14 protein-coding genes, 2 tRNA genes and 2 rRNA genes are annotated in these 25,680 nt (G+C 44.3%); 11 read left to right on the plus strand and 7 right to left on the minus strand.

Annotated features, from left to right (window positions below):
• Nucleotides 1–574 precede the first annotated feature (574 nt).
• From HMPREF9448_RS13950 to HMPREF9448_RS13980, 7 genes are all read right to left on the minus strand, one after another.
• Nucleotides 575–1,873: a T9SS type A sorting domain-containing protein gene (locus HMPREF9448_RS13950; RefSeq protein WP_008863229.1), complete on the minus strand. Its 1,299-nt coding sequence runs from the start codon at nt 1,871–1,873 to the stop codon at nt 575–577.
• A gap of 179 nt (nt 1,874–2,052) precedes the next feature.
• Entirely contained in the window at nt 2,053–3,858 is a 1,806-nt protein-coding gene (locus HMPREF9448_RS13955; RefSeq protein ID WP_008863230.1) for a RagB/SusD family nutrient uptake outer membrane protein, read from the minus strand.
• A gap of 21 nt (nt 3,859–3,879) precedes the next feature.
• Entirely contained in the window at nt 3,880–7,359 is a 3,480-nt protein-coding gene (locus HMPREF9448_RS13960) for a TonB-dependent receptor (protein WP_008863231.1), read from the minus strand.
• Between the two features lie 191 nt (nt 7,360–7,550).
• Nucleotides 7,551–9,140 carry a beta-N-acetylhexosaminidase gene (locus tag HMPREF9448_RS13965; RefSeq protein ID WP_008863232.1) on the minus strand — a complete coding sequence of 530 codons (1,590 nt, stop codon included), beginning with the start codon at nt 9,138–9,140 and terminating at the stop codon, nt 7,551–7,553.
• Nucleotides 9,141–9,150: 10 nt separating this feature from the next.
• Entirely contained in the window at nt 9,151–11,562 is a 2,412-nt protein-coding gene (locus tag HMPREF9448_RS13970) for a hypothetical protein (protein ID WP_008863233.1), read from the minus strand.
• A 70-nt stretch (nt 11,563–11,632) separates the two neighbouring features.
• Nucleotides 11,633–12,661 (minus strand): FecR family protein, encoded by a 1,029-nt coding sequence (locus tag HMPREF9448_RS13975; protein ID WP_008863234.1) that lies wholly within the window; start codon nt 12,659–12,661, stop codon nt 11,633–11,635.
• Between the two features lie 64 nt (nt 12,662–12,725).
• Nucleotides 12,726–13,367 carry an RNA polymerase sigma-70 factor gene (locus tag HMPREF9448_RS13980; RefSeq protein WP_008863235.1) on the minus strand — a complete coding sequence of 214 codons (642 nt, stop codon included), beginning with the start codon at nt 13,365–13,367 and terminating at the stop codon, nt 12,726–12,728.
• Between the two features lie 263 nt (nt 13,368–13,630).
• On the opposite strand from HMPREF9448_RS13980, the gene HMPREF9448_RS14305 reads away from it, so the two are divergent.
• From HMPREF9448_RS14305 to HMPREF9448_RS14035, 11 genes are all read left to right on the plus strand, one after another.
• The gene (locus HMPREF9448_RS14305) at nt 13,631–17,383 is read left to right on the plus strand and encodes a GH92 family glycosyl hydrolase (protein ID WP_008863236.1); all 3,753 of its coding nucleotides are present in this window, start codon (nt 13,631–13,633) and stop codon (nt 17,381–17,383) included.
• A 239-nt stretch (nt 17,384–17,622) separates the two neighbouring features.
• A complete protein-coding gene (locus HMPREF9448_RS13990; protein ID WP_008863237.1) occupies nt 17,623–19,041 on the plus strand; it encodes an MBOAT family O-acyltransferase in 1,419 nt (472 codons plus the stop codon).
• Nucleotides 19,042–19,051: 10 nt separating this feature from the next.
• Complete coding sequence (locus HMPREF9448_RS13995; RefSeq protein WP_008863238.1) at nt 19,052–20,029, plus strand: SGNH/GDSL hydrolase family protein; 978 nt, start codon at nt 19,052–19,054, stop codon at nt 20,027–20,029.
• On the plus strand, nt 20,007–20,609 hold the full coding sequence (locus HMPREF9448_RS14000; protein WP_008863239.1) for an SGNH/GDSL hydrolase family protein: 603 nt from the start codon (nt 20,007–20,009) through the stop codon (nt 20,607–20,609). The genes HMPREF9448_RS13995 and HMPREF9448_RS14000 overlap by 23 nt, the downstream gene beginning before the upstream one ends.
• Nucleotides 20,606–21,226, plus strand: a complete 621-nt coding sequence (locus tag HMPREF9448_RS14005) for a hypothetical protein (RefSeq protein ID WP_008863240.1) — start codon at nt 20,606–20,608, stop codon at nt 21,224–21,226. The genes HMPREF9448_RS14000 and HMPREF9448_RS14005 overlap by 4 nt, the downstream gene beginning before the upstream one ends.
• Nucleotides 21,226–21,792 (plus strand): GNAT family N-acetyltransferase, encoded by a 567-nt coding sequence (locus HMPREF9448_RS14010; RefSeq protein WP_008863241.1) that lies wholly within the window; start codon nt 21,226–21,228, stop codon nt 21,790–21,792. The genes HMPREF9448_RS14005 and HMPREF9448_RS14010 overlap by 1 nt, the downstream gene beginning before the upstream one ends.
• Nucleotides 21,793–21,809: 17 nt before the next feature.
• Nucleotides 21,810–22,271 carry an alanyl-tRNA editing protein gene (locus HMPREF9448_RS14015; RefSeq protein ID WP_008863242.1) on the plus strand — a complete coding sequence of 154 codons (462 nt, stop codon included), beginning with the start codon at nt 21,810–21,812 and terminating at the stop codon, nt 22,269–22,271.
• A 290-nt stretch (nt 22,272–22,561) separates the two neighbouring features.
• Nucleotides 22,562–24,093: ribosomal RNA gene (locus HMPREF9448_RS14020) — 16S ribosomal RNA — on the plus strand.
• 117 nt (nt 24,094–24,210) lie between these two features.
• Nucleotides 24,211–24,287 (plus strand) — tRNA-Ile (locus HMPREF9448_RS14025).
• A 23-nt stretch (nt 24,288–24,310) separates the two neighbouring features.
• Nucleotides 24,311–24,384, plus strand: a tRNA-Ala gene (locus HMPREF9448_RS14030).
• A 101-nt stretch (nt 24,385–24,485) separates the two neighbouring features.
• Nucleotides 24,486–25,680: ribosomal RNA gene (locus HMPREF9448_RS14035) — 23S ribosomal RNA — on the plus strand; the annotation flags it as partial.

Below are 25,680 nucleotides of genomic sequence, written 5' to 3' on the forward strand. Positions count from 1 at the left end.
CACAAAGCTCCGAAGGGATAAAACGGTTCAAAGTGATACTTTCAATCCTCTCCCTTTGCTCATCGCAGATGAGATAGGGGGAGTGCCCGAAGGGCGAGGGGGTTGAAAATATCATATAATCTTTGATTGAGGGGGTAGAGGTATAAAAGGAGGATCCCCACTAAGAAGCTGTTTTAAATTTATTGAGAAATAATATTATCATTGCAAGCAGGTGGGTTCCGGTCATGTTGAGCCCCTGTCTCGCATCTTGAATCCTTTGATTTTTGTCAATAGCCCGCTATTGGCTGCATATCTCGGACTCCAATCTGCTTCAACATAGGGCTCAATCTGTCTCGGAATAAATTTAAAACAGCTTCTAATTATCAACTGAGCCCCTAATATCGCTAACGCAACGAACTATATTAAAAAATTCACAAAACGAGTAAAAATACAGGACAAACACGAACACTCCCCGCTAATTATCGGCTGAGCCGTGTTGTGTTCGGTTCGGTCTCTTTATGGGAAAAAGAAAACCGGCAAGATATGGAAAATATCTTGCCGGTTATTGTTATTGGAAGAAAAAATTGTTTTCTACTTACTTTTTAATAAACTTGGCTACCTTTTCACCGTTGGCGGTTACTACTTTGATGGTGTAGATACCGGGTGCGAGGTCTGCTATTTCGATAGTTTGAACATTATCTTTTACGCTTTTTACACAAGCTCCCGTAAGCGAGAAGATGTCTACGCTCTGTACTTCTTCGCCTTTCACCGTGATGTAATCGGCTGCCGGATTCGGTCCTACTGCAATGCCGTTGTTTTCTACCTTGTTTATACCAGAGGTGTATTCACTGACTACTTTAACGAATACTGTTTTTAATACCAAAGCCGGGTATTTTTCGTTTGTCATTTCACAGCGGTATTCTTGATTCAGGTTCGATTCGTCGAAGCAGAACCAACCGTCGGAAGCATCGGGAGGCGTAATTTCTTCTCCATCGATGTTTTTCCATGTGTAGGTCGTGATATTACCATCTACGTCATATTCGCTGGAAAGGTCGATATCTTCTCCTACGGCGATTTCGTATTCACCGTCGGCATTCATCTGTCCGATGGGATATCCGCCGGCAGCTTCCCATTGCAATTTGTATCCGCTACCTAATACTTTTCCGGTAGTAGGGTGTACCGGCAATGTAGAGAATGTGTAGTGATTGTCTTCAATATTGAACAACCAATCGAGGAATTCGGCCGGACGACAATCTGTGAACAAGAGGGAGTTCTCGTCGGAGAATGCGTTTTTGTAACCGGCCAATTGACGACATTTTCCAGTGGATCCGCTCATATCCAATTGTTTGCAGTTTAAATTACGACGAACGTGCATATAGCAATCCTTGTCTTCGTTCGTCATTTGGATTCTTACAGTATCCAATTGGGTATTGGAGATGTGGACAACGGTAGCTTTACAATTGGTTAGTGAGAATTTTCCTTTCAAATTTTTAACGGCAGGCAGTACCGGATACCATCTATTATCTCCTTCGGAGTTTGTCCAAGATAAAGAACTCGTTTTTCCATTGAACGGAGCGCTGGCATTTGCACATACCCCAAAAAGAGTTTCAACATATCCATCGGTGTATTTATGCCAAATTTTTCCCTCGGCGTTTTTCCAAGTGTTCATGTCGTCCCAAGAGAATCCTTCACGATTGATGTCGATACCCATTACTTCGGCATTGCATTTTCCTTCAATGGCAGAGGGCTGTTTGAAGAATGCCGCATACTCTTGGGTTTCTGTTGCGTCGAAATTGAATGTTTGAGTATCTTCTTGGGCGAAGCCAACCAAAGAAAAACAACATAAGAAAGCAGACATAGCGACTTTCTTACCTAAAAAAGTAAACTTTTCCATACTTAGAATTTTTTAGTTAATGATAAATTAATATTTGGGTGTTTATTATAAAGACAGATGCTTTTTGCGAGAGGGTAGTCTGTCGGTCTATTTTTTTTAATAGATTGTGAATTTTATATTTGGATAGAGAATGCAGGTGCAGAAGTTATGCTTCTGCACCTGTATTCCATGTTATACACTTAGAAGTCCAGCCCGTCGTTCCAACCGGGGTTCTGTGTTAAAGCTCCGTTGGTGAGCGATCTTTCGGTGGTGGGTATCGGGAAGAAATAGTCTCTTTCTTCGTTCCACTGGCGGGGTTCTTTCTCGATGTCGTGGCAGATGATGTTGCCTTTGTCTCCATCGGTCAAGACGAACTCTTCGCCCAGCTTGTAGAATTTACGAATGTTCTTCACCGAAGGTTTTTTGCCTGTGTAGATGCAGATGTCCACTTTTTCTTTGTCACCTGCGATTCCATCGTTCATGTCGAACACGTCGTAGCGGTTGTCTCCCGATCCTTGTGTCAAACCGGGGAAGTACATGCCGAGGAAAGGCTGCTCGAACATTTTTCCTTCTTTCCATCGGATAATGTCGTAATAACGGTGTCCTTCGAGGCAGAGTTCGATGGTGCGTTCGCGACGTATTTCGAGGATCACGCCTTTGTTCGGGTCGGTGACATTTCTATAACCGGTCTCGGGTGCGCACAAATAGGGGTCGGGGTTTGCGTTGGCGGCAAGCATGTCGATGTTGGGCATGCCCACGCGGTCGCGGATTTTCTTGATGGAGATTTCGAGGTCTTCCTGTGTCAAGGTTCCTAACTCGGCTTTCGCTTCGGCGTAGTTCAAGTAGACTTCGGCGGCGCGGAACAGAATGTAGTCGTTGGAAGATCCCATGTATCCGTCGCCCGATGCATCGGTTACCCATTTGATGATTTGGTATCCGGTGGTCGACGAGGAGAAGTTGGGCGATTCCACTTTGTCGCTATTGATACGCATGTAGCCCGGGCCTACGACGGTTTGAGTGAGGCGAGGGTCGCGGTTCTGCATTTCGTCGTAGTATTGCATGGTCTTATAGCCGGGTTGGTCGGTGAAGCGGGTTCCGTCGGTCATGAGGTAGCTGTTTACGATTTTCTTGTTCATGCCGGGACGTCCGTAGGTTTGTGCCATGGTGTTGTAATTAGCCTCGTGCTTCACACCTTTTGTGTAGTCGTAGTCACGAGCCAATATAACTTCTTGTTGTATGGCGTTCATCGAGGCAAAAAGGTCTCGATAGGGTTTGTCTCCCGACGTGTAGATGCTGTAAGGGCTCTCATCGATAAACCGCTTGGAAATGGTGGCGCATTCTTCGAGGAATGTCTCGTATCCTGCGATTCCATGGTATTTACGGAATGTTCCTTCGAACAGGCATATTCTCGATTTGAGGGCCATAGCCGTCCATTTGGTCACGCGGTACAGTTCGGAGTTGTCGTCACAGTAGTTGATCGCATAGTCGATGTCGGACATGATCGAGTCCATGACGAGTTGGCGGGAGTCGCGAGGCTTTTTCAAGTCGGGGTCGTTCGATTCCAACGGTTTGTTATACCAGGGTACATCGCCGAATCTTTTTACTTTCTCGAAGTAGAAATAGGCTCTGAAAAAACGTGCGATACCATCGTAGTGCTCCCGAGCTATTTTGTTGTTACAGCGATGGGAGTATTTCAAATAGAGATTGATTTCACGCAGGTAGTCCCAGTTCCAGCCGCCTCCTTTGGTGGGGACTGTGCGGGTGAGCCCGATCGTCGTTGCGGGTAGAGTAAAGATGTTAACTATGTCTTCGGATTCTCCGTAACCAGACGCTGCGCTCGGGAACTGGCTGTAAAAATGGTTCGTGAAAGTCTCCAACTCTTCCTCTGTGTTGAAATAGGTTTCGGGAGAAAGAGAAGAAAGCGGGAAGCGGTCAAGGTCGTCGGTACAGCCGGTCAACCATAAACCTGCAACAGCCGCAACTATATATTTAATGTTCTTTTTCATGAGAATAAGTAATGAAAGTTATTAGAATGTAATATCAAGACCGAAAGAGAATGTTTTGGCAAACGGATAGACCCGGGCGCTACCATCGGTAGAGAATTGTTCGGGGTCGATGTATTTGCTTTTGAGAGCCGTCCAAGTGACCAGATTGTCACCGCTGAAATAGACGCGTACGCGGTCGATCCGGGCTTTCCGGGTGAGGTCGACCGGAAGGGTATATCCGACAGTGAGGTTTTTCAAACGGCAGTATGCGGTATTTTGCAAATAGCGGTTGTTTACTTTTGCCAAATGGCGGTCTCCCTGAGCTGCATAACCTCTTAATTTAGGGAAGTAAGCGTCGGGATTGTCCTCGCTCCAAACATCGTCCAAGAAGTGCTCGGGCACGAACGAAGAGTAGGGACGGGCATATCCACCCCAGAAGAGCATGGCGTTGCCGTCGGGGTAACGGTGCTGACGACCTACACCTTGAAAGAAGGCCGAAATATCGAACCCGTTCCAGCCGAGGTTGATGCTTCCGCTGTAATTGTAACGGGGGCGGGAGTTGCCGATGACACGCATGTCACCACGATTGTTTGCCGTTTTTTCACCGTCGTCGATGCGACCGTTTCCATCGAGGTCTACGAATTTGGGGTCACCGGCTTTCAGACCTTTGTATTTGCCCGTTGCCGTTTGCAAGATGTTTTTGGCGATGAGCGAGTGGTCTATTTCGGCTTGGTATGCGGCAGCCTCTTCATCGGTTTTGAACAAGCCGTCGATTTTGTATCCCCAGATTTCGCCGATGGTCATGCCTTCGTAGTATTGAGAAACGTTGAAATCTTTGGTGGGGTTATCGTATTTCGTGATTTTGGAGATGTTGTCACCCAAAGCGAAAGATACGCCATAAGTGAAAGGTTTGCCGGCTAGGTTGAATTTGTCGTTCCAGCTCAAAGTCAGTTCATAACCTTTGGTGCGCAAGTCGGCGGCATTTTCTTTCGGTGAAGCGGCTCCGTATACTCCGGGTAGTGTCTTACCGGGGACGAGCATGTCCTTCGTGTCGCGAATATACAAGTCTCCGGCGAATGTCAACCGGTTGTTGAAAAATCCGAGGTCTAGACCCAAGTTCCCATGAACAACGGTTTCCCAAGTGAAGTTACCTGCTGTGGGAGCGGAGACGGATGCGTAGGTGAGGAATTCGCCGTTTACCAGATAGTTTTGTTGCAACAAATCCAATGTCTGTATATAGGGGTAGGGGCTGGATATGGCCTGATTGCCGAGCGACCCGAACGATCCGCGGATTTTGAAATTGGAGAATGTGTTGCGTATGGGTGCGAAGAAAGGTTCTTCACTTACACGCCAACCGGCCGAAACCGAGGGGAATACCGCTGCTCTCTTGTCCCTGCGGAAACGCGAAGATGCATCCCAGCGGAGGTTTACTTCTGCCAAGTATCTTCCTTTCCAGTCGTATCCTACACGTCCGAAGAAACTTTCGAGTGCCCATTCGTATTGTCCTCCTTCCAAAGAGACACCTTCGGTGTGGTTACCCAAGTTGAAGTCGTTCAGGTTGTTGGATTGTATATCCATCATTGTGGAGTAAAGATTCTTTTGATAATCTTGCTCGTAGTTGAAACCAACGAGTCCTCTTATGTGGTGGTGGTTGAATGTGTTGTCGTAGCTTAAATAGGCATCGACCATGTGGTAGTACTCGCTATTATTACGTTGACGCAATTTGTTTTTGAACAGGTCTCCTGTTACCGGGATAATGACTCCGGGCTCCGTCGAATATTCTGCGGGGGCTGTACGTACGACTTTGTCTTGTGTGTCGTATCGGAAACTGTAATTGGCGTGCAATGTGAGCCCTTTATAGAGTTTGAATGTAGCGTTTACCGATGTTGTCAAACGCTTGAATTTATCGTCGGTAAAAGTGTTGCCATCGGCGGTCATGATGTGTACGCCGTCGGTGGGTTGTTGTGCAATGATCGGGGTACTGAACACGTGGGTTCCGTCGGGGTTGTAAGGCATTAAGAAAGGCATGGCATGGAATGTGTAGTTCGCGATGTTGTTGCCGTTTTCCAAACCGGGCGCTTCGTAGCGGGAGTGATACAAATGGCTGGTGACCGTCAAGTTGAACCAGTCTTTTATGTCGCCGCTAATACGGGCACGGATATTGGCCGTTTCGAATCGGTCGGTGTTTTGTTTGTATATACCGTCTTCGGTATGGTAGTTGGCGCTAACGAAGTAGTTTAACTTTTGTGTGCCACCGGTAATGCTCAAATTGTTGTCCCAAGTGGGTCTTGAATTGCTAATGAGGTAGTCGTACCAGTCAAAGTTGGCGTAATGCATGTATTGGTCTACTCCACCTACGTTTTTGATAACTGTCCACGGGCGTTCGGGATTTTCGGTCTTGTCATACCGGCGAGCTTCCAATTCGGCGAAGTCTTCTTCGGTGTATTTGGTGTAGCGTGTCCCGTTGTAGGACATCAAGTATTCATCGACCAATCTTGCTGCATCGTAACCTGTGGTAAGGAAATTGGTCTTGACTGTCGAGCTCGAGAAGCTGAATCGTCCGTTGTAGCTGACTTTGGCCGTGCCGTCTTTTCCTTTTTTCGTGGTTACCAAGATTACACCGAACGAGGCTCTTGCACCGTATATGGCTGCCGAGGATGCATCTTTCAACACCGAGATGGACTCGACGTCCCGGGGATTGATATTGTCGAGGTTGCCTTCGACACCGTCGATAAGAACCAATGGTTTGGCATCTTGGTTGATCGAGCCGAAACCGCGGATATTGATGTTCGTTCCTTCATTGGGCTTTCCCGATCCATAGGTGATATTGAGGTTGGGCACGGCTCCTTGCAGGGCACGACCTAGGTTGGAAACGGGGCGGTCTTCGATTTCTTTCGAAGATATGGCATCGACAGCTCCGGTCAGATTGGCTTTTTTCTGAGTTCCGTAACCGATGACTACGACTTCGTTCAGTGCTTTCGTGTCTTCGGTCATTTGGACGTTGACCGTCTTTTGTTTGTTTACTTTGACCGATTCTTGCAGATATCCGATATAGGAAAACACAAGAGCGATACCCGGTGCGGCTTTGATAGAATAGTTTCCGTCGATGTCGGTCACCGTGTTTCCATGCCCTTTCGCAGTGATGTTTACACCGATGAGCGGCATTCCTTTCTCATCGGTAACTTGCCCTACGACTGTAAAAGTCTGGTTGTTTTTTGTACTGTTTCTTTTGGATAAGACGATGTGATTGTCTTTTACTTCATAATCGATGTCTTGACCTTGAAGAATCTGAGAGAGTGCTTTTCCGAGGGGCGCATCTTTTAAGTCGATATTTACCCGATGGTTTAGATCTACATCATTCACATTGAAGAAGAATGATTTGCCTGTTTGCTTTTTCACTGCTTCGATGGCCTCCTTTACGGTTACGTTATTCAATTTCAGAGAAACGTTCTGAGCTTGAATGACAACCGTATTACAGAATAGCGCAAACACGAGTAGCAGGGTTCTGTAATGCTTAATCATTGATTGGTTTGATTAAAGGTTAGTATTAAAGTTTTTTAGTTAATAGTCATAAAACAATATTCTTGTTATATAATTAGGACAAGTCTGTATGTTTATCGGGTAGTCGATAACGAAATATTTTTTCGTGATTTTTTTGTTACCGAATGAAAAACTATCTAAAACTATATGAGTGGATACGCACCTGTATTGATTTATTCGGCTTGCGGTGTCGATTCTTTATGCCATGCGATGTTCTTTTGTTTCCATCGAGGAATCAATATTTGGGATAGGGAGGTCGAGAACCGGGTGAAATTTTTTTTATTTTCGATAGTCCAACCAGATTCGGCATAGGCTGCTATGCGGGGAAACACTTGGCGTTGCATATCTTCGATGCGAGGTATCCATTCGCTCCACATTTGACAGCCCGATCCCAACAGCAGCGGCTTGTATTTTCGGTCTATGCCTTTGGGAAAAGGAGAGAAATCGTAGGCTTTTTTCAAAGGAATTTTGGTATAATTATAATCGAGGTAAGTATCCCTGTGCGATGAGTTGATGACTCGATGACCTTGTTTCAGCGCTTCGGCTATGAGGGCGGTGTCTCCTTTCCAAAATTGAACGACGGCGTAAGGAGCGAGGGCATGGGTACTTTCGTTATCGGAGTCGGCCCACTCGTGAATGTTCTTGCCCATGATGTCGTTCCACCCGATCATCGTGCGTCCTTTGCTGTGTATGAGCGAGGCGACCCGGTTGGTAAACAGCATTTGCACTTCGCTATAATTGTCGAGATTCTTTTCTTCCATGAAGCGGCTGATGTCGCTGTTGGCTTCCCACGATTCGGGGTGGACTTCGTCTCCGCCTATGTGTATGTAGCGACTTGGAAACAAGTCGAAAATTTCGTCGAAAACATCTTGTATGAATTGTATTACACGCTCGTCGGCCACGTTGAATACTCCCCACGTGGGGTTGAAATATGTGGCCACGGTAGGGGGTGTTTTCAAGGAACCGAGCTCGGGATAGGCGGCTATAGCCGCCGAGGTGTGTCCCGGCATTTCGATTTCGGGGACGATTTCAATGTGCCGTTCGGCCGCAAAGTCTACGATTTCCCGTATGTCTTCTCGGGTATAGTAACCGCCATGAATGTTGACATCGTAGAGGGGACTGTTCCAACCTCCTATTTGGGTGCTGTCCCGGTATGCTCCTATCTGGGTGAGCCGCGGATATTTTTCGATTTCGATGCGCCACCCTTGATCGTCGGTGAGATGCCAGTGGAATTTATTCATTTTCAAATAGGCCATCTCTTCCAGAAGTTGCTTTACGACGACTTTCCCTTTGAAATGGCGTGCTTCGTCGAGCATAAAGTCTCTCCATTCGTATTCGGGTTTGTCGAATATTTCCATGCAGGGTATAGCCAGTCTGTTTTGTGCCGCTAGCTGTCGTAACGTTTGGATTCCGTAAAAAACGCCGGCATTTTCAGCTCCTTCGATGACGATCGAATCAGCCGAAATGTTCATGCGGTATCCTTCGGCTCCCAGCGATTCTTTGAGTTTTCGGTTCGTGATTAGGAATATATTGTTGTCGCCTCGTTGTTCGTGGAGGTTAATATTGATATCTTCTTCTATATAATGTTTTAACAGCCGGGCGTTATTCTTGTCGCTGAGATTGATAATGCCTGTTTTTGCGGTGAGGGCGAAATATCCTTCCCGCATCTCTATCGATCGGGGATATGGGATTAATAACGGTTGTGCCGTAGCCGTCACCATGTACAAAAAGCTGACTATTAAAAAAATAAGTTTTTTGTTCATGAGGTAAGACTTAATTTAGTTCGATCCATTTACACCCGAGAACCGATTTCGCGCGAATCTTTTTGCCGGTCGCCTGTATGGAAATATTTGTTTTTCGGGCGGTATTCAAGTGTACCTTAGAGATGATGGCTTCATCGGGTATAATATGCAAAGTGCCGTTTTTCTTGTGAACCTGACAATTGTAAGCCAGAATAGAGCCGTCTTTTCGTATGAGGACATAGGCTGATGTGAGAGCGCACTCTTCCATGACTTTGAAAATTTCTTGAACCGTATTGTCTCCGGCTCCTCCTCTTTCTTTAAATTGACAGATTGTATTTTCATCGTCGGGGCGCAACCACGGACTTATCATATCTAAATATTGTTCTCCCACGATAGAGTCAACGACTAATCCGTGGTGTTTTTGCTCGGGATTTTCTACATATAGCTTGGCTTCTATATAGGGGTCGGGAATGAATCCCCAGCGTAAATGACCATCTTCTTTCATGATTTGGGTGCAGGCCCCGAGCGTGTCCATGAAATCGGTTAGATAAAATTCTTCACCGGTCAGCAGATACAAGTAGTAAGAGGCGTAGATTTTCCATGCCGTCCAGCCATGCGGAGAGTTCATGGCTTGATTGGGAATAAAATAAATATCGAGAGCTTCCCAGTATCGCAGTGTGGCTCCCCTCATGCGGCAATCGGGGATTAATAATTGTTCAAGACATTTATGTTTATCCATCAGATATCGGGCGGCTTCGCTGTATTTCTTCTGCTGTGACGGTTCGGTAGTTTGCAATCCATACATGCCCAATTGCAGGGCGCTGCAAGTGATCATGCCGTCTTCGAAAGTCATGTCGCCTTCGGTCTCTATGTCGTCGAGGCGTCCGCACAAATCGTCTACGGCTTTTCGGGCCGAGTTTAAATGTCGTTCGTGGCGTTCTTTCCAAACGGGATTCGCGATGAGCTTTTCTTCGGCGGCCACCAATTCGAGCATCGATTTGGCTGTATAGATAACAGCCGTGTAATGAGTTCCTTGCGAGCGATAAGCTCCGTCAGGCCCTTGTATTTTATCGGAACAGAGATAATCTGCGATGTGGGCGGCTTTTTCCAAGTAATGTTTTTCTCCCGTATATTCCCATAGGTCGACCAGCATTCCCATTAGGGCAGAGAAATTTTGTATGCGGTGAGGCAGTGATTTCGGGTTAGGCAGCCATGTGGTTGTGTCGATAATTAGAGGCAGAGTGTTGTCGAACCGTTCTTGCAAGGCGTTGTCTTTTGCCGTGTCGGGGAAATGTTTTGCCGCAAGAAAGGCGGTGTAGTATCCGTAAAATGTTTCACAGGCGTTGGAGAATAAGGGTTGGTTCTCGGCTACGAAGTCTCGGGCATTTTTCATGTACCACGACCACGGTTGCCGAACGAATATGCGGGCTTCTGCCGTTTTCCCCGATTGGGTTGTCGCTGTGATTTTATACTCTCCTTTTTGAGTCGGGCGGAAACAGGTCGTGTACAGATTGCCTTTTTTGTCGGTCGTGAGGCTTTTTTGATTTTTTATGCCGGGGCCTTTTATTGCGATGCTTATCGAGTCGGTCGAATACCCCCGTACGGATATGCTTTCTTTCGATGTTATGGTGTAGCGGTCACACTCGATCATGGGAATAGCAGCCCATTCCGAAAGTTTCGATTTTACGTCGGGAAGGGACTGTATTTGTCCCATGTGTATATGCCAGCATTTCGTCTCTCCGGGAGCCAGCTCCGTTAAGTTCTGGGGATGCCTTTCCGGCAGAGGTAAGCAATGTAGCATATCTAAACTGGCAGTTCTTATTTGATGTCCCCATTTCCATTTAAGCCAACCCTCGTAAATGTAGTTTATGGCGTATGAAGCAACCGGTTCGGCCGTTGTAAAACCGAATATGGTTTGTTTCGGAGACATGAAATAGCCCCATGCGAAGTCTTTTTCACAACGTAGCAGAGTGGGGAAAAATTTAGTGTCCCATTGAGGGTAGGCGTGCATTTCACTATCGATACCGAGAATCAGCCTGCTTTGTTTCGGAGCGTATGGTGTACTCCCCGTGTTGGTCATGGAGCATTTGACGATGAGATGGTCTTGCGCCGGGACGTACGAGATATTGTATAAAATGTGGTCTTTTTCACCGATAAACGATCCCGGATTTTTTTTATCGTGAGCTAGCATGATACCGTCCCAAGCCGGTCCGGCCATTCGGTCGTGGCGAAAGGGTATGGTTTTCCATACGCCATGTTCCCGAAATTCATATCGGTCTACTGTACCGTCCGAAAGACGAATAAAGGCTTTCCAGTTTTCTCTTTCGATGATATATTCTTCTCCGCTTTGCTTAGCAAAAACATTGAAAGAGAATAGAATACCGAGTAGTAAAATGAATCTTAACGGATAAACCGAACGGCAAATAGTAACTGTTTTGAGCATGGTTTTAGGTATGAAACGGGTAATTAGACAAATTGGATTTGTCTATTACACCAATAAATATCGAATGTGTTTATTGAAATATTTCTATTTCGTTTTTACGGATTTTATAGTGGTAGTTAAATTTGTTTGTGGCAGCCATGATATTCATAATTTCATCGATATTGTTCGATTCGATAATGAAGTCGCCGTAGAATATCATTTTTTTCAGGGTCTCGTCTTTAATGGTAATATTCACATCGAATGCTCGTTCCAAAGCCAAAGCGATGGTTTCCATGTTTTCCTCGTCGAAATACAGGTGACCGTTTATCCACGCGCTTGTATTTTCTGCCGCTATGGTCTTTAATGTGGTTTTTTTGTTTTGTTTGTCGTATTGTGCTATCTGATTCGGTTTTAATATCGTGCTTTCAAGAGAATCGTATAGCATCACCGAACCTTCTAACAATGCGACTTTGATATTCGGATCTTCTGGATAATTTTTGACATTGAATTTTGTCCCTAAGACCTCTACTTTTATATCGTCCGATACGACCTGAAACGGGAGATTTTTGTTTTTGCTGACCTCGAAGTATCCCTCTCCGCATAGCGTGACATCGCGGTTGTTGATACCGAAGTTGTTGTCATATAATAGTTTTGAATCGGCATTGAGCCATACCGATGTTCCGTCCGGGAGAGACAGTTTTAATTTCGATCCTCGTGGAGATTCTACCGAATAGGATAGTGTTTGATCGGAGAGTCTTTGATTCCCAGTAAAGTACATTACTCCTATTCCTGCAAAGAATGCAATAATGATACATGCCGCTATATAAAAAATCCGATTCCAATTTGGACGTGAGATATAAATGTCTTGTTCTTGGTTTTTTTGAGCGATCCGGTCTTTGAATTGTTGAAAAGCCCGGTCTTTTAATTTATCGAAGTTTTTCTTTTCGTAAATGCTGGAAATCAGCCAAATTTTTTGTATTTCCGAAAAATAGGCTTTGTTGTCTTCATTTTCGTCAATCCATTCTTTCAATACCTTTAAATCGGTAGAAGATATTGTCCGATTCAAAAATGAAAGAATCAGATTATTTATGTGCTCGGTATGTATGTCGGCTCTCTTCATATTCAAAGGAAAGACAGATGTTTTTTTTCTTTGGGGTAGTCTGTATGAGCGGTTTTAAATAATTTTAAGTATTTAGGAAATCTAATAGTTTCTTTATAGTGTTACAATAAAGTTCATTCGATAATAGAAATAATAAAAGTACGACAAGGTAGTCTTTTAATTCTGTTCTCAGTTTGGATAGGGCATTCTTGATATGATATTTTACAGTATTAACGGATATATTCATTTGGGATGCTATCTCTTCGTATTTCATATCGTGATAACGGCTCAATATAAAAGCCGTTCGACACTCGTCTGGAAGTGTATGGATAGCAGATTTTATCGTTTTTTCAAGTTCCGTTTCGAGCATTTTTTCCAAAGGGTGTTCTTCTTCTATAAAGTAAAAAGATTCTATCTCGGTGTAATCTTGTAGCGAATTGATAGAAATTTCTTTGGCAATGTACTCTTGCTGTAAATAATTGATAGATCTATTTTTTACACTACGTATGAGGTATGATCGTAACGAAGTATGAATATTCAGATTTTTCCGTATTTCCCAGATGTTGTAAATTACATCTCCTACAACAGTTTCTGCCGCATCGTTATCGGAAAGGTAACCTTTTGCTATGGCACATAAATAACCGTAGTATTTGTCGTAAATGTATCGAAATGCTTGTTCTTCTCCAGATTTCAAACTTTCTATAATATTATTTTCGGTTATTTTCATGAATTTATTGAAAGAGAAGCATTGTGATATAAGTATGTAGTCGCAAATATAATATAATAAAATTTGTTTTTCAAAGGCTCTGTTTGGCGTGTCGTAAAAATCTTTAAAATCGGAAGAATTTTCTCCTTGTTTATGAGGTACTTATCTTAATATTATAAATTAATATTCCATAATTATAGATTTTATTCTTGGCCTTTTAAGGGTTATTGGCTTTTTGCGTGTCATATAAGTGACATGAATATTTAATCCTAAAATTTTTAAACATGAAAAACTTATCTTTTTTCATTTTAGTATTTTTCTTATCGTTTCTTAGTCCGGCTTTTGCCGCTTATGACAATCTTTATTTGGTAGGTAATGCTACGGAGGCAGGTTGGGATCCGGATGCCGCTATCCCGATGGAAAAGCAGGAGCCTGGTATCTTTACGTGGACAGGAACTTTATCGGATTATAGTATAGATGAAGGCCGGTTCAAATTTTTGGTATCGAATAAATGGGAACCTTCCATTACTTGTCGTATAGATATAGCCGGACATTTGCTCGTCGAGTCAGGAAAGGAATACGATTTGTATGAGCGGGCTACCGCCAATGATGGCTTCGATAATGCGTTTCAAGTGCCTGTTACGGGAGTCTATACAATCCGTGTCAATTTGAATACAATGAAGATGGTTTGTACCGGAGGAGATGTGATTGCCCGAGAGAATTGGGAGTATGTGAGACCCGAAATCGGAGCTGACGGCGAGGGACATGTGTTCCCGGGAGTATGTGTGCCTTTCGGTATGGTGAAATTAGGAGCCGATTGTGGAGACCGAACCAATAATTCAGGTTGGGGAAGGGGTGGCAATATACAAGGTTTCAGCCATTTGCATGTGAGCGGAACCGGCGGTGGTCCCAAGTATGGAAATATTTTATTTCAACCGATAACCGGAGATTTGAACCTTTCGGATTATTCGTCGGCACGTTCCAACGAGAGATTCGGATTGGGCTTGTATGAAGTTTCTTTGAGTAAGTATAATGTGGGAGTGAGACTGACGGCATCTGCTAAGGCTGGATTTCATGAATATACTTTCCCTCAATCGGAGTCTTCAAAGATATTGATCGATGCAGGAAGTTGTCTGACACTACATGTCGAATCACAGGAATTGGTAGCCTCGGGGGTAAAAATTCTTTCGAATAAAGAAATCGAGGGTTATTCGACCGTCAAAGGAGGCTGGAATTTAGGTGGTCCTTATACGGTGTATTTCTACGCTTTGTTGGATACCCCCGCCGATGAGTATACTGTTTGGAAAGGGACGTCTGTCCAATCGGGCGAGCAGGTAGATGCAACGGGAACAGAGAAAACCGGGGCTTATTTCGGGTTTCATACGACAGAGGGTCAAAAAGTGAGAGTAAAAGTAGGAATATCGTTTATTAGCACAGAGAAAGCCAAAGCGAATATTTCGGAACTTTCGTCTTGGGACTTTGACGAAATTCGCAATGCAGGAATCGCACAATGGAAAGAGGTGTTGAACACTGTGGAAGTCGAGGGGAACGATAACGACAAGACTATTTTCTATTCGGCTTTGTATCATGCCTTTTTACAACCTACCGACCGCACGGGTGAGAATCCGCTGTGGGAATCGTCCGAACCTTATTTCGACGATTATTATGCCATCTGGGATACATTCAGAGCTACACACCCGTTGTTCGCTCTTTTGAAACCTTCTCGTCAGGCCGATATCGTACGGTCTATGATAGATATTTATGAGCACGAGGGATATATGCCGGACGGCCGTAGTGGGAATTGTAACGGTCGTGTACAAGGGGGCTCGAACAGCGATGTACTGATTGCTGACGCTATCGTAAAAAATTTGCCGGGTATTGATTACGAAAAAGGATTGGCCGCAATGATTAAAAATGCCGAGGTAGAACCGGAGAACCCGAGAAATGAAGGTCGTGGCGGTGTCGAGGAGTATAATACCAAAGGATATATTTCCACGGTGACCGAGCGATCGGGAACTCGCACATTCGAATATGCCTATTGCGATTATGCAATCGCTACCGTAGCAAAGAAATTGGGTAAACAAGATGTTTACGAAAAGTATCTCGAACGGTCGAATAACTGGAAAAACTTGTGGAACGACAACATCAATAGTCTTGGATTCAAAGGATTCTTGTGGCCGAAAAATGGTAGTGGCGACTGGGTGAACGAGAAAGATTACAATGTTTTTCGTCGCGATGGTTGGGAAGGAATCGTATATGAATCATTCCCGTGGGAGATGTCATTTTACGTGCCTCACGATGTGAACGGGCTGATTGCGAGATGTGGCGGTAAAGAGGCTTTCTTGAAGCGGCTGGATACATATTTTACGCATGTCCAAGACGGGTTCGACCAAAACAGCTATATGGGATTATTCCAAATAAGCAATGAGCCGGCATTTTTAGTGCCAAGCCTGTATAACTATGTGAATCGTCCCGACAAGGCGGCGGAGATTGTCCGTAGGGTTTTGAAAGAGCGATATAATACGACTGCTACGGGGTTACCCGGAAATGACGACTCGGGGTCGATGTCGGCTTGGTATATATTCCATGCGATGGGATTTTATCCTAATGCGGGACAAGACATATATCTTATTTCAAGTCCGGTATTTACGAAGACGACAATTAATCTCGACGGAGGAAAAGTGTTTGAAGTATTGGCTCCTAATGCAAGCGATAAGAATATCTATATTCAATCGGCCAAACTGAACGGTCAAGAGCTCGGTCGGTGCTGGTTGAAGCATGAAGAAATCGTTAATGGCGGGACTTTGGAGCTTGTCATGGGCGATAAACCGTCCGATTGGGCTATCGATGGAGAAATGCCTCCATCGTCGCCGATAGGAGTTGAAGAGGTTTCTCCCGAAATAGATTCACCGCAAGTGCGTATACACTCTTACAGTGCACAGGTAAGCAATAACGAAGCGGCTTATTGCCTTTTTGAGGAGCCGGGAAAGGGGGTGAAATGGTGCGACAATAAGAGTACCAATCCCTGGGTGATCTTTGAGTTGGCCGATGTGTATATGGTCGATCGTTTTGTCTTTCGGGATTCGAAAACGGTAGAGGGAAATAACAATGTTCATTCCTATCGTATTTACGTCAGTAAGACGGGAAACGACGGTGATTGGGAAGAAGTGGTGAATCGCAATGATGCGGAAGCGGGAAACGCCAATGTAAAGGATCATCGTTTGGCCGAGCCTAAGGAAGCCCGGTTTGTTAAATTTTCGATGGAACTTCCTACCGGTGAAAATGCCGTGCGTATCTATGGGTTCGATATTTACGGTAAGTTGAAAGAAAGAACGGATAGGGGCAATTTGGTGAGTGTAGGTAAAATGTTTTTGAAGTCCTCGGGGGCTAAATCGTTTTATACCAATGCCCGGCATATTTTTGACGGGTTGAATGAAAATACCGAGTATCATTGGGATTTCGATAGGTCTGCCGCCGATAAGCATTATTGCATTCTCGATTTGGAAGACGAATATGATGTAAATGCATTCAAGGTATATGATGCGAATCAAATCGAAGGGTATAATATCTATGTGGCCACAGAGACCCCCGACCTTAATAAAATAAATAATAGTGCAGATGAGAATAGCGTTTGGACTCTTGTTTCATCGGGCGATTTGAATAAAACGAATAAGTCGGTGACCGTGGATAGGGTGAAGGCTCGTTATGTGAAAATTGAAATTCCAAGCGGAAATATAGACGGAGAGTCGGCAACCGTTACCGAGTTTGAGGTTTATATGGACGGTACTTCTACCGGTTTGACGGGAACCGAAAGAGAAGTCACCTTACTTTATCCCAATCCAGTGAAACGGGGGGAGCCTTTGAACGTGGCGGCTCAGGGTCGATTGAAGATATATACTATCGACGGCTTGAATGTATGCGATGTAGTTGTTGACGGAGAAGCGAGTGTCTCGACTCAGAATTTTATACCGGGTATTTATTTGGCTGTGGTATCTGGGAGCGCTGGCGATAAATCGTTCAAATTGATTGTAGAGTAAGTCGTTGTTTTAATGACGTTTATTGTTATTGACATTGAAAAATAAAAAGACTGTTCTTGATTCGCAAGGCAGTCTTTTTTGTATGCCCGATTTTGGGAAGCAAGAAAAGTTTTTTCTCCGATTTGATTAATAGGCTGTTAAGAGAGCTGCATTTTTGTAATAAATTATCTGTTCCTTTTTAAAATAATATTACATTTGTGTGCAGAATAATCTACTTGTCGAATTAAAGAATCAATGTTGTGCTGTTTAATTCCTTAGAATTCATTTTGTTTTTTCCGATTGTATGCTTGGTTTATTACCTGTTGCCGGGTATTAAAGGACGTACGATATTTTTGCTTCTGGCCAGTTACTATTTTTATATGTGTTGGGAGCCCGTATATGCGTTGTTGCTGTTGACAAGTACATCGATTACCTATATTTCGGCCTTGTGCATGGACCGTTTTCGGTCTCGTCGAAGGCGTAAGATTTCATTATTCTCGGGGATATTTATCAATTTGGGTATTTTGTTTTTCTATAAGTACTATGAATTTGCGGGTTCGTTGATTACCGATTTTTTCTCTCTCCTAAATATAGGAATCGAGATACCTCGATGGAACGTGCTATTGCCGGTGGGAATTTCGTTTTATATATTTCAAGCTGTCGGTTATGCGGTTGATGTGTACAGAGGAACGATAAAGGCAGAAAAAAATTTTGTAGTATATGCCCTGTTTATTTCTTTTTTTCCGCAGTTGGTCGCCGGTCCTATCGAACGAGCTAAAAATATGCTTCCTCAGTTTAGAGAAAAACATAAGTTTTCGTATGAGAATTTTGATACAGGACTTAGGTTGATGATATGGGGCTTTTTCATGAAATTGTGTGTAGCAGACCGAGTTTCTACTTATGTCGATGCCGTGTACAATAATTATATGGAACATTCGGGAGTCAGTTTGTTGCTGGCGACCTTTTTCTTTACCTTCCAGATTTATTGTGATTTTGCCGGGTATTCTTTGATTGCCATAGGTTCTTCGAAAATGATGGGCTTTACTTTAATGGAGAATTTTCATCGTCCCTATTTTGCGAAAAGTATCAAGGAATTTTGGCGGCGTTGGCACATTTCGTTGTCGACATGGTTCAAAGATTATTTATATATTCCGTTGGGAGGGAATAGAGTGGGGCATTACAGACATTTGTGGAATTTGTTTGTAACCTTCTTGGTGAGTGGAATTTGGCATGGAGCGAATCTTACATTTGTTTTGTGGGGTAGTTTGCATGGGCTGTACCAGATTGTCGGGATTGAAAAAAACAGATTGCTCCCGAAGATAAATGTCTCCAAAAGATTGCATGCGGTTTTTAATTGTTTGGTAACTTTTGTATTGGTTATGTTTGCTTGGATTTTTTTCAGGGCGAATGATCTTCATTCGGCATTCAGTATCATTGCAAAAATTTTTACCGACCGAGGTCCGTTATTTACGGGGGAAGGAATACCTTCGTTGCTGTTAGGATTTATGTGTATAGGTATTTTGATGTTGAAAGAGATAAAAGATGAGATGTCTATAAAAGTTCACGCTTTAAATGCTGAGAACTATTGGGTGAGAATCATATCTATATCTCTCTTTATTGCGTTTATTATATTGACGGCTTCATTCAACGGTGGAGCGTTTATCTATTTTCAATTTTAGATGACCGATTATGAACCGAAGTATATTTAAGTTGGTGAAAACATGTGTGTCGATTATTGTAATCGTACTTGTTTTCGATGTTATATTCGGGCAAGTCATGTCATTTTATTCTAAAAGGTATGGGCTTCCGGGAGATTATGCAAAGATAGAGTATCTGTTTCATCAGGCAAATGAAGATGTGGTGATTATCGGGTCTTCTGTCGCGATTAATAGTTTTATGCCGGATATTATGATGGATAGTTTGGGAATTTCTGTTTTTAATGGGGGGTGCAATGCTCAAAACATAATATTTTTCAGATGTATGATAGACGGGCTGCTTGAACACCATCGACCACGGGGAGTTATTTTAGCTTTGCAGCCCGATGATTTATCGGACGATCATATCGGTAGAATTGAGTTGCTAAATCCTTATTACGGGAGAAATCCGGTTATAGATTCTGCGTTGGTCTTGCAAAACGATGGAAAAGGCTCTGCTTTTCTTCGATCTAATTTGTATAAATATAATACCGTGTGGTTCCGTATTTTCTTACAATCTTTTTTGCCGAGAGAAGAAATGGCAAATCATGGATTTGTAGCGAAACATAAACCCAATAATTTGCCTATCTTTGAAAATTATGGAGACGAACCTGATGATGATTTTATTTACTCGGTAAAATTAGAATATTTGAAAGCGATTATAACGCAGCTACAATCGAACAATGTAGAATTGGTGGTCGTTTTTCCTCCATATTATCGTAAATTGAGGCACGAGGGGAATCCCTATTCGAAAAGGGTTATTACAGAGTTGTGCCGAGAGAATGGAATTCGGGTGATAGATGATAATCAAATGGAGTATTTTTTTGATAGACCGGAGCTGTTTTATGATAACATGCATTTAAATGGCGATGGCGCTCGGATTTTTACCGATATGTTTATAAATCAAATTTTAAAGAGTGATTTTTACAAAAAAATAAAGAGTAAGAAAAATGAGACTGAATTGGGTGTGTAGAATGGGGAAAATAATGTTGCTTTTGATTTTGAGCTTGGGTGCATGTTCGGAAGAAAAAGAAGGTGAATTGTGTTTCGTGGGCGACTCGTTGGTTGCTGGGTGGGACGTAAAAGATGCTTTTCCCACATGGATTGTACGAAACGATGGTGTAAGTGGCGCGAAGTTGGAGGAGATTGCTACTTGGAATCTGAATTATCAAGACAAAAATGTAGTGATGTTGATAGGAACGAATAATTTGGGAGGGAAACTTTTCAATGATGCTACGAGGCAAGAGTTTATTACCGATTTTGTCGATGAGTATAAGAGAACGATCGAAGGATTGGCTCCACGCCGGGTGTTTGTTATTTCTATTTTACCTAGAAACTTAGAGACCGATAATCCGCATACAAACGATTATATCAAAGAGTTGAACTTTGCGTTGTCTCAAATGGTCGAGACGTTGAATTATGGTGTATTTTTAGATGTGTATGACGATTTTGCCCATGAAGATAAAATGAATATGAACTATTCGTTAGATGGGTTACATTTGAATGATTTGGGGTATAATATTCTCAATGTGAGGTTATCGAAGGAATTATGAAAAAGAGAGTTTTATTGTTGTTTATAGGAGTAATATCTTTTTTGAGTGTATGGTCGCAAAATGACTCGTTGCAATTCAAGTCGATTTTTGTAGGAGTGAGAAATAATAAATATGCGTCGATCGGGTTTCAGGCGAAGAATTGGTCGGTGGGATTGGAAAATACCATATTTATACGCCATCTGAGCGAGCAATATATCCGAGCGAACGGAACTTTCCGCTACTCTACGGGAGTTTGGGGCGTAAAGTTTTCGGCCGAAGCTTTTTTCGGGACCAATTATGCTGGGCGTTTTTATGATAGCGGATTGAAGATCGGCTTGGATAAGAAGATAGGGCGAGTGGAGTTCGGTGCTGGTGTTATGCCAATGTACGATTCTGGTATGGGATATAACACTTGCTATACGGTACATGCTGCTTGTCGTGTGATCCAAGAGGCAGCATTGGTTTTGGATATAACGAATATTCCGGAGTATCGTATGGTCGAACATCGTATTGTTCCGGGCATTCTTTTTCGAGCTCATAAGCTATGGGTTCGTCCTGAGTTGTCCATACCTTTGAATGATAATGTACAGTTTACCAGAGTGCTGATTTCTTTCCGATATGATTTTTTATTGAAATAATGTTACAATTCGACATTGATGTAAAGACAGGTATCCGATTAAGGGAGGTTACGTTGAACGATGCCCCTATGATTTATCGAGCCATTGCCGATCATAGGGATTATCTGAAAACGTGGTTGCCTTTTGTTGCTAATCTTTCGGAACAAGATGAAATGGACTTCTTATCGCAAGTATTGTCTTTCCCGGAGGAAGAAAGAAATTTTACTTTTGTAATAGAATGTCGAGGAGAGTTTTGTGGATTGGTCGGGTTTGTGAATTCCGATTTTGTCAATCATCGTACCGAAATCGGTTATTGGCTGTTGCCCGAATATCAGCGACAAGGAATAATGACCCGAAGTGTTCGGACACTCTGTCGGTGGGCTGTGGAAGCACGTTTGATGCATCGCATTCAAATTCGGTGTGCCGTAGAAAATTATTCGAGTAATGCTATCCCTCGGCGATTGGGATTTCGGTTGGAAGGGACGGAACGAGACGGAGAATTGATGTTCTCTGGCGAATATGTCGATACGAATGTATATAGTATTTTAGACTCGGAAATAATCTCTTGGTCAGGTAAAAATATTTGACTTTAAAGATATATGGTATGAAAGATATTCCCCAATTAAATGAGCATAATAAAGAAGAATATCCGCCCATGCACACGACGGAGCATATTCTTAACCAAACGATGATTCGCCTTTTTGGTTGTGGTCGTGCGGTATCGGCTCATATAGAAAGAAAAAAGAGTAAGCTTGATTTCCGATTCCAACGTGAACCGGAAGAATCTGAAATAAATCAAATAGAACAACAGGTCAACCGAATTATACAAAGTGGTTTACCGATTACGACAGAATATATTACACAAGAAGAAGCGCTGGGACGTTTTGATTTGAGACGATTGCCCGATAATGCTTCGGAAACGGTTCGGGTTGTTAAAGTGGGAGATTACGATGAATGTCTTTGCATTGGTCGTCATGTTGAGAATACATCTGAAATAGGCGTATTTAAGATTATTAGTTATGATTTTAAAGACGGGATATTGCGTTTGCGTTTCAAATTACTTTGATTGTTCTATGCAGAGGTAAAAATATTTTAGCTATAACAATCTGAAAAAGAAAAAGTTTTCATTTCATAGAAAAATAATTCAAAAAAACATTGAGAAAAATTTGGAGCGGAGTAGGAAAATGCATTAACTTTGCAACCGCAAAAGAGGAAACGGGGCACGCTCCGGGGAACTTTTTTGTCAAGTTCATTGAAGGAATTGAAGAAGCAAGTGTAGTACAGTAAAAGAAGAGAGAAAGAAGTCAATTCAGTCAGGTAACGCTTCGAAGGTATAATAAAGAAAAAGAAGAAGATACAACGAAGAGTTTGATCCTGGCTCAGGATGAACGCTAGCGACAGGCCTAACACATGCAAGTCGAGGGGCAGCGGGGAGGTAGCAATACCTTTGCCGGCGACCGGCGCACGGGTGAGTAACACGTATGCAATCCACCTGTAACAGGGGGATAACCCGGAGAAATCCGGACTAATACCCCATAATATGGGCGCTCCGCATGGAGAGTTCATTAAAGAGAGCAATTTTGGTTACAGACGAGCATGCGCTCCATTAGCCAGTTGGCGGGGTAACGGCCCACCAAAGCGACGATGGATAGGGGTTCTGAGAGGAAGGTCCCCCACATTGGAACTGAGACACGGTCCAAACTCCTACGGGAGGCAGCAGTGAGGAATATTGGTCAATGGTCGGCAGACTGAACCAGCCAAGTCGCGTGAGGGAAGACGGCCCTACGGGTTGTAAACCTCTTTTGTCGGAGAGTAAAGTACGCTACGTGTAGCGTATTGCAAGTATCCGAAGAAAAAGCATCGGCTAACTCCGTGCCAGCAGCCGCGGTAATACGGAGGATGCGAGCGTTATCCGGATTTATTGGGTTTAAAGGGTGCGTAGGCGGCACGCCAAGTCAGCGGTGAAATTTCCGGGCTCAACCCGGAGTGTGCCGTTGAAACTGGCGAGCTAGAGTACACAAGAGGCAGGCGGAATGCGTGGTGTAGCGGTGAAATGCATAGATATCACGCAGAACCCCGATTGCGAAGGCAGCCTGCTAGGGTGAAACAGACGCTGAGGCACGAAAGCGTGGGTATCGAACAGGATTAGATACCCTGGTAGTCCACGCAGTAAACGATGAATACTAACTGTTTGCGATACAATGTAAGCGGTACAGCGAAAGCGTTAAGTATTCCACCTGGGGAGTACGCCGGCAACGGTGAAACTCAAAGGAATTGACGGGGGCCCGCACAAGCGGAGGAACATGTGGTTTAATTCGATGATACGCGAGGAACCTTACCCGGGCTCAAACGCAGGGGGAATGTCGGTGAAAGCCGGCAGCTAGTAATAGTCACCTGCGAGGTGCTGCATGGTTGTCGTCAGCTCGTGCCGTGAGGTGTCGGCTTAAGTGCCATAACGAGCGCAACCCCTATCGACAGTTACTAACGGGTGAAGCCGAGGACTCTGTCGAGACTGCCGGCGCAAGCCGCGAGGAAGGTGGGGATGACGTCAAATCAGCACGGCCCTTACGTCCGGGGCGACACACGTGTTACAATGGCAGGTACAGAAGGCAGCCAGTCAGCAATGACGCGCGAATCCCGAAAACCTGTCTCAGTTCGGATTGGAGTCTGCAACCCGACTCCATGAAGCTGGATTCGCTAGTAATCGCGCATCAGCCATGGCGCGGTGAATACGTTCCCGGGCCTTGTACACACCGCCCGTCAAGCCATGGAAGCCGGGAGTACCTGAAGCATGCAACCGCAAGGAGCGTACGAAGGTAATACCGGTAACTGGGGCTAAGTCGTAACAAGGTAGCCGTACCGGAAGGTGCGGCTGGAACACCTCCTTTCTGGAGAAGCAAAACCTGCAATAAGACTGGAAAAGACCAAGCTCTCTCTTGGTACTACACGCTTCGTTCAATATAAAAAGAAGGAAAACAACCCGCCGCAGGCACGATTTGAAGAATAGTCCTATAGCTCAGTAGGTTAGAGCGCTACACTGATAATGTAGAGGTCGGCAGTTCAAATCTGCCTGGGACTACCAGGCCGGAGGTCAGGTGGTAAAAGGGGGGATTAGCTCAGCTGGCTAGAGCACCTGCTTTGCAAGCAGGGGGTCAACGGTTCGAATCCGTTATTCTCCACGAAAGATCCTTGACATGATGGAAAAAGAAGAGTAAACGAGCAAAGCAAACCCATATCAACCCCTAACGTCGCCGTCTCTAAGCAGAGACGGAAGACGCGGAAGAAAGTAAACAAGGGCGCATGGAGGATGCCTAGGCTCTCGGAGGCGAAGAAGGACGTGATAAGCTGCGAAAAGTTACGGTAAGGCGCAAATAGCCGTAGACCCGTAAATATCCGAATGGGGCAACCCGGCCAGCAATGGCCATACCGCCAAGCGGTAAGCCAACGCGGGGAACTGAAACATCTAAGTACCCGCAGGAAAAGAAAATAACAATGATTCCGCCAGTAGTGGCGAGCGAACGCGGAACAGCCCAAACCACTCGTGTTACGGCACGAGTGGGGTAGAAGGATCCACGACACGGCAAGAAATAAGTTAGCGGAATACGATGGAAATCGTAGCCAGAGACGGTGACAGCCCGGTACGCGAAAACCGACAGAAGCCCAGTGGACACCTGAGTAACCCAGGACACGAGAAATCCGGGGCGAATCAGCGGGGCCCATCCCGTAAGGCTAAATACTCCCGAGAGACCGATAGCGAACCAGTACTGTGAAGGAAAGGTGAAAAGAACCTCGAACAGAGGAGTGAAACAGACCCTGAAACCATGCGCCTACAAGCGGTCGGAGCATGTTAAAGTGTGACGGCGTGCCTTTTGCATAATGAACCTACGAGTTACTCTCGCTGGCAAGGTTAAGCGATTCAGTCGCGCAGCCGAAGCGAAAGCAAGTCCGAACAAGGCGTACAGTCAGCGGGAGTAGACGCGAAACCAAGTGATCTACCCTTGGTCAGGTTGAAGGTTGGGTAACACCAACTGGAGGACCGCACCGATAAGCGTTGAAAAGCTTACGGATGAACTGAGGGTAGGAGTGAAAGGCCAATCAAACTTGGAGATAGCTCGTACTCCCCGAAATGCATTTAGGTGCAGCCTCGAAGCAGAGTGATAGAGGTAGAGCGACTGATAAGATGCGAGGGCTTCACCGCCTATCAAGTCTTGACAAACTCCGAATACTATCACTTGGTCTTCGGGAGTGAGGGCATGGGTGCTAAGGTCCATGTCCGAAAGAGGAACAACTCAGACCACCGGCTAAGGTCCCGAAATAAGGGCTAAGTTGAACAAACGAAGTAAAACTGCAAAGACAGCTAGGATGTTGGCTTGGAAGCAGCCATTCATTTAAAGAGTGCGTAACAGCTCACTAGTCGAGGAGTTTTGCATGGATAATAATCGGGCATAAGCCCTTTACCGAAGCTGTGGATGTCG

This window comes from Barnesiella intestinihominis YIT 11860, from assembly GCF_000296465.1.
Classification (GTDB): domain Bacteria; phylum Bacteroidota; class Bacteroidia; order Bacteroidales; family Barnesiellaceae; genus Barnesiella; species Barnesiella intestinihominis.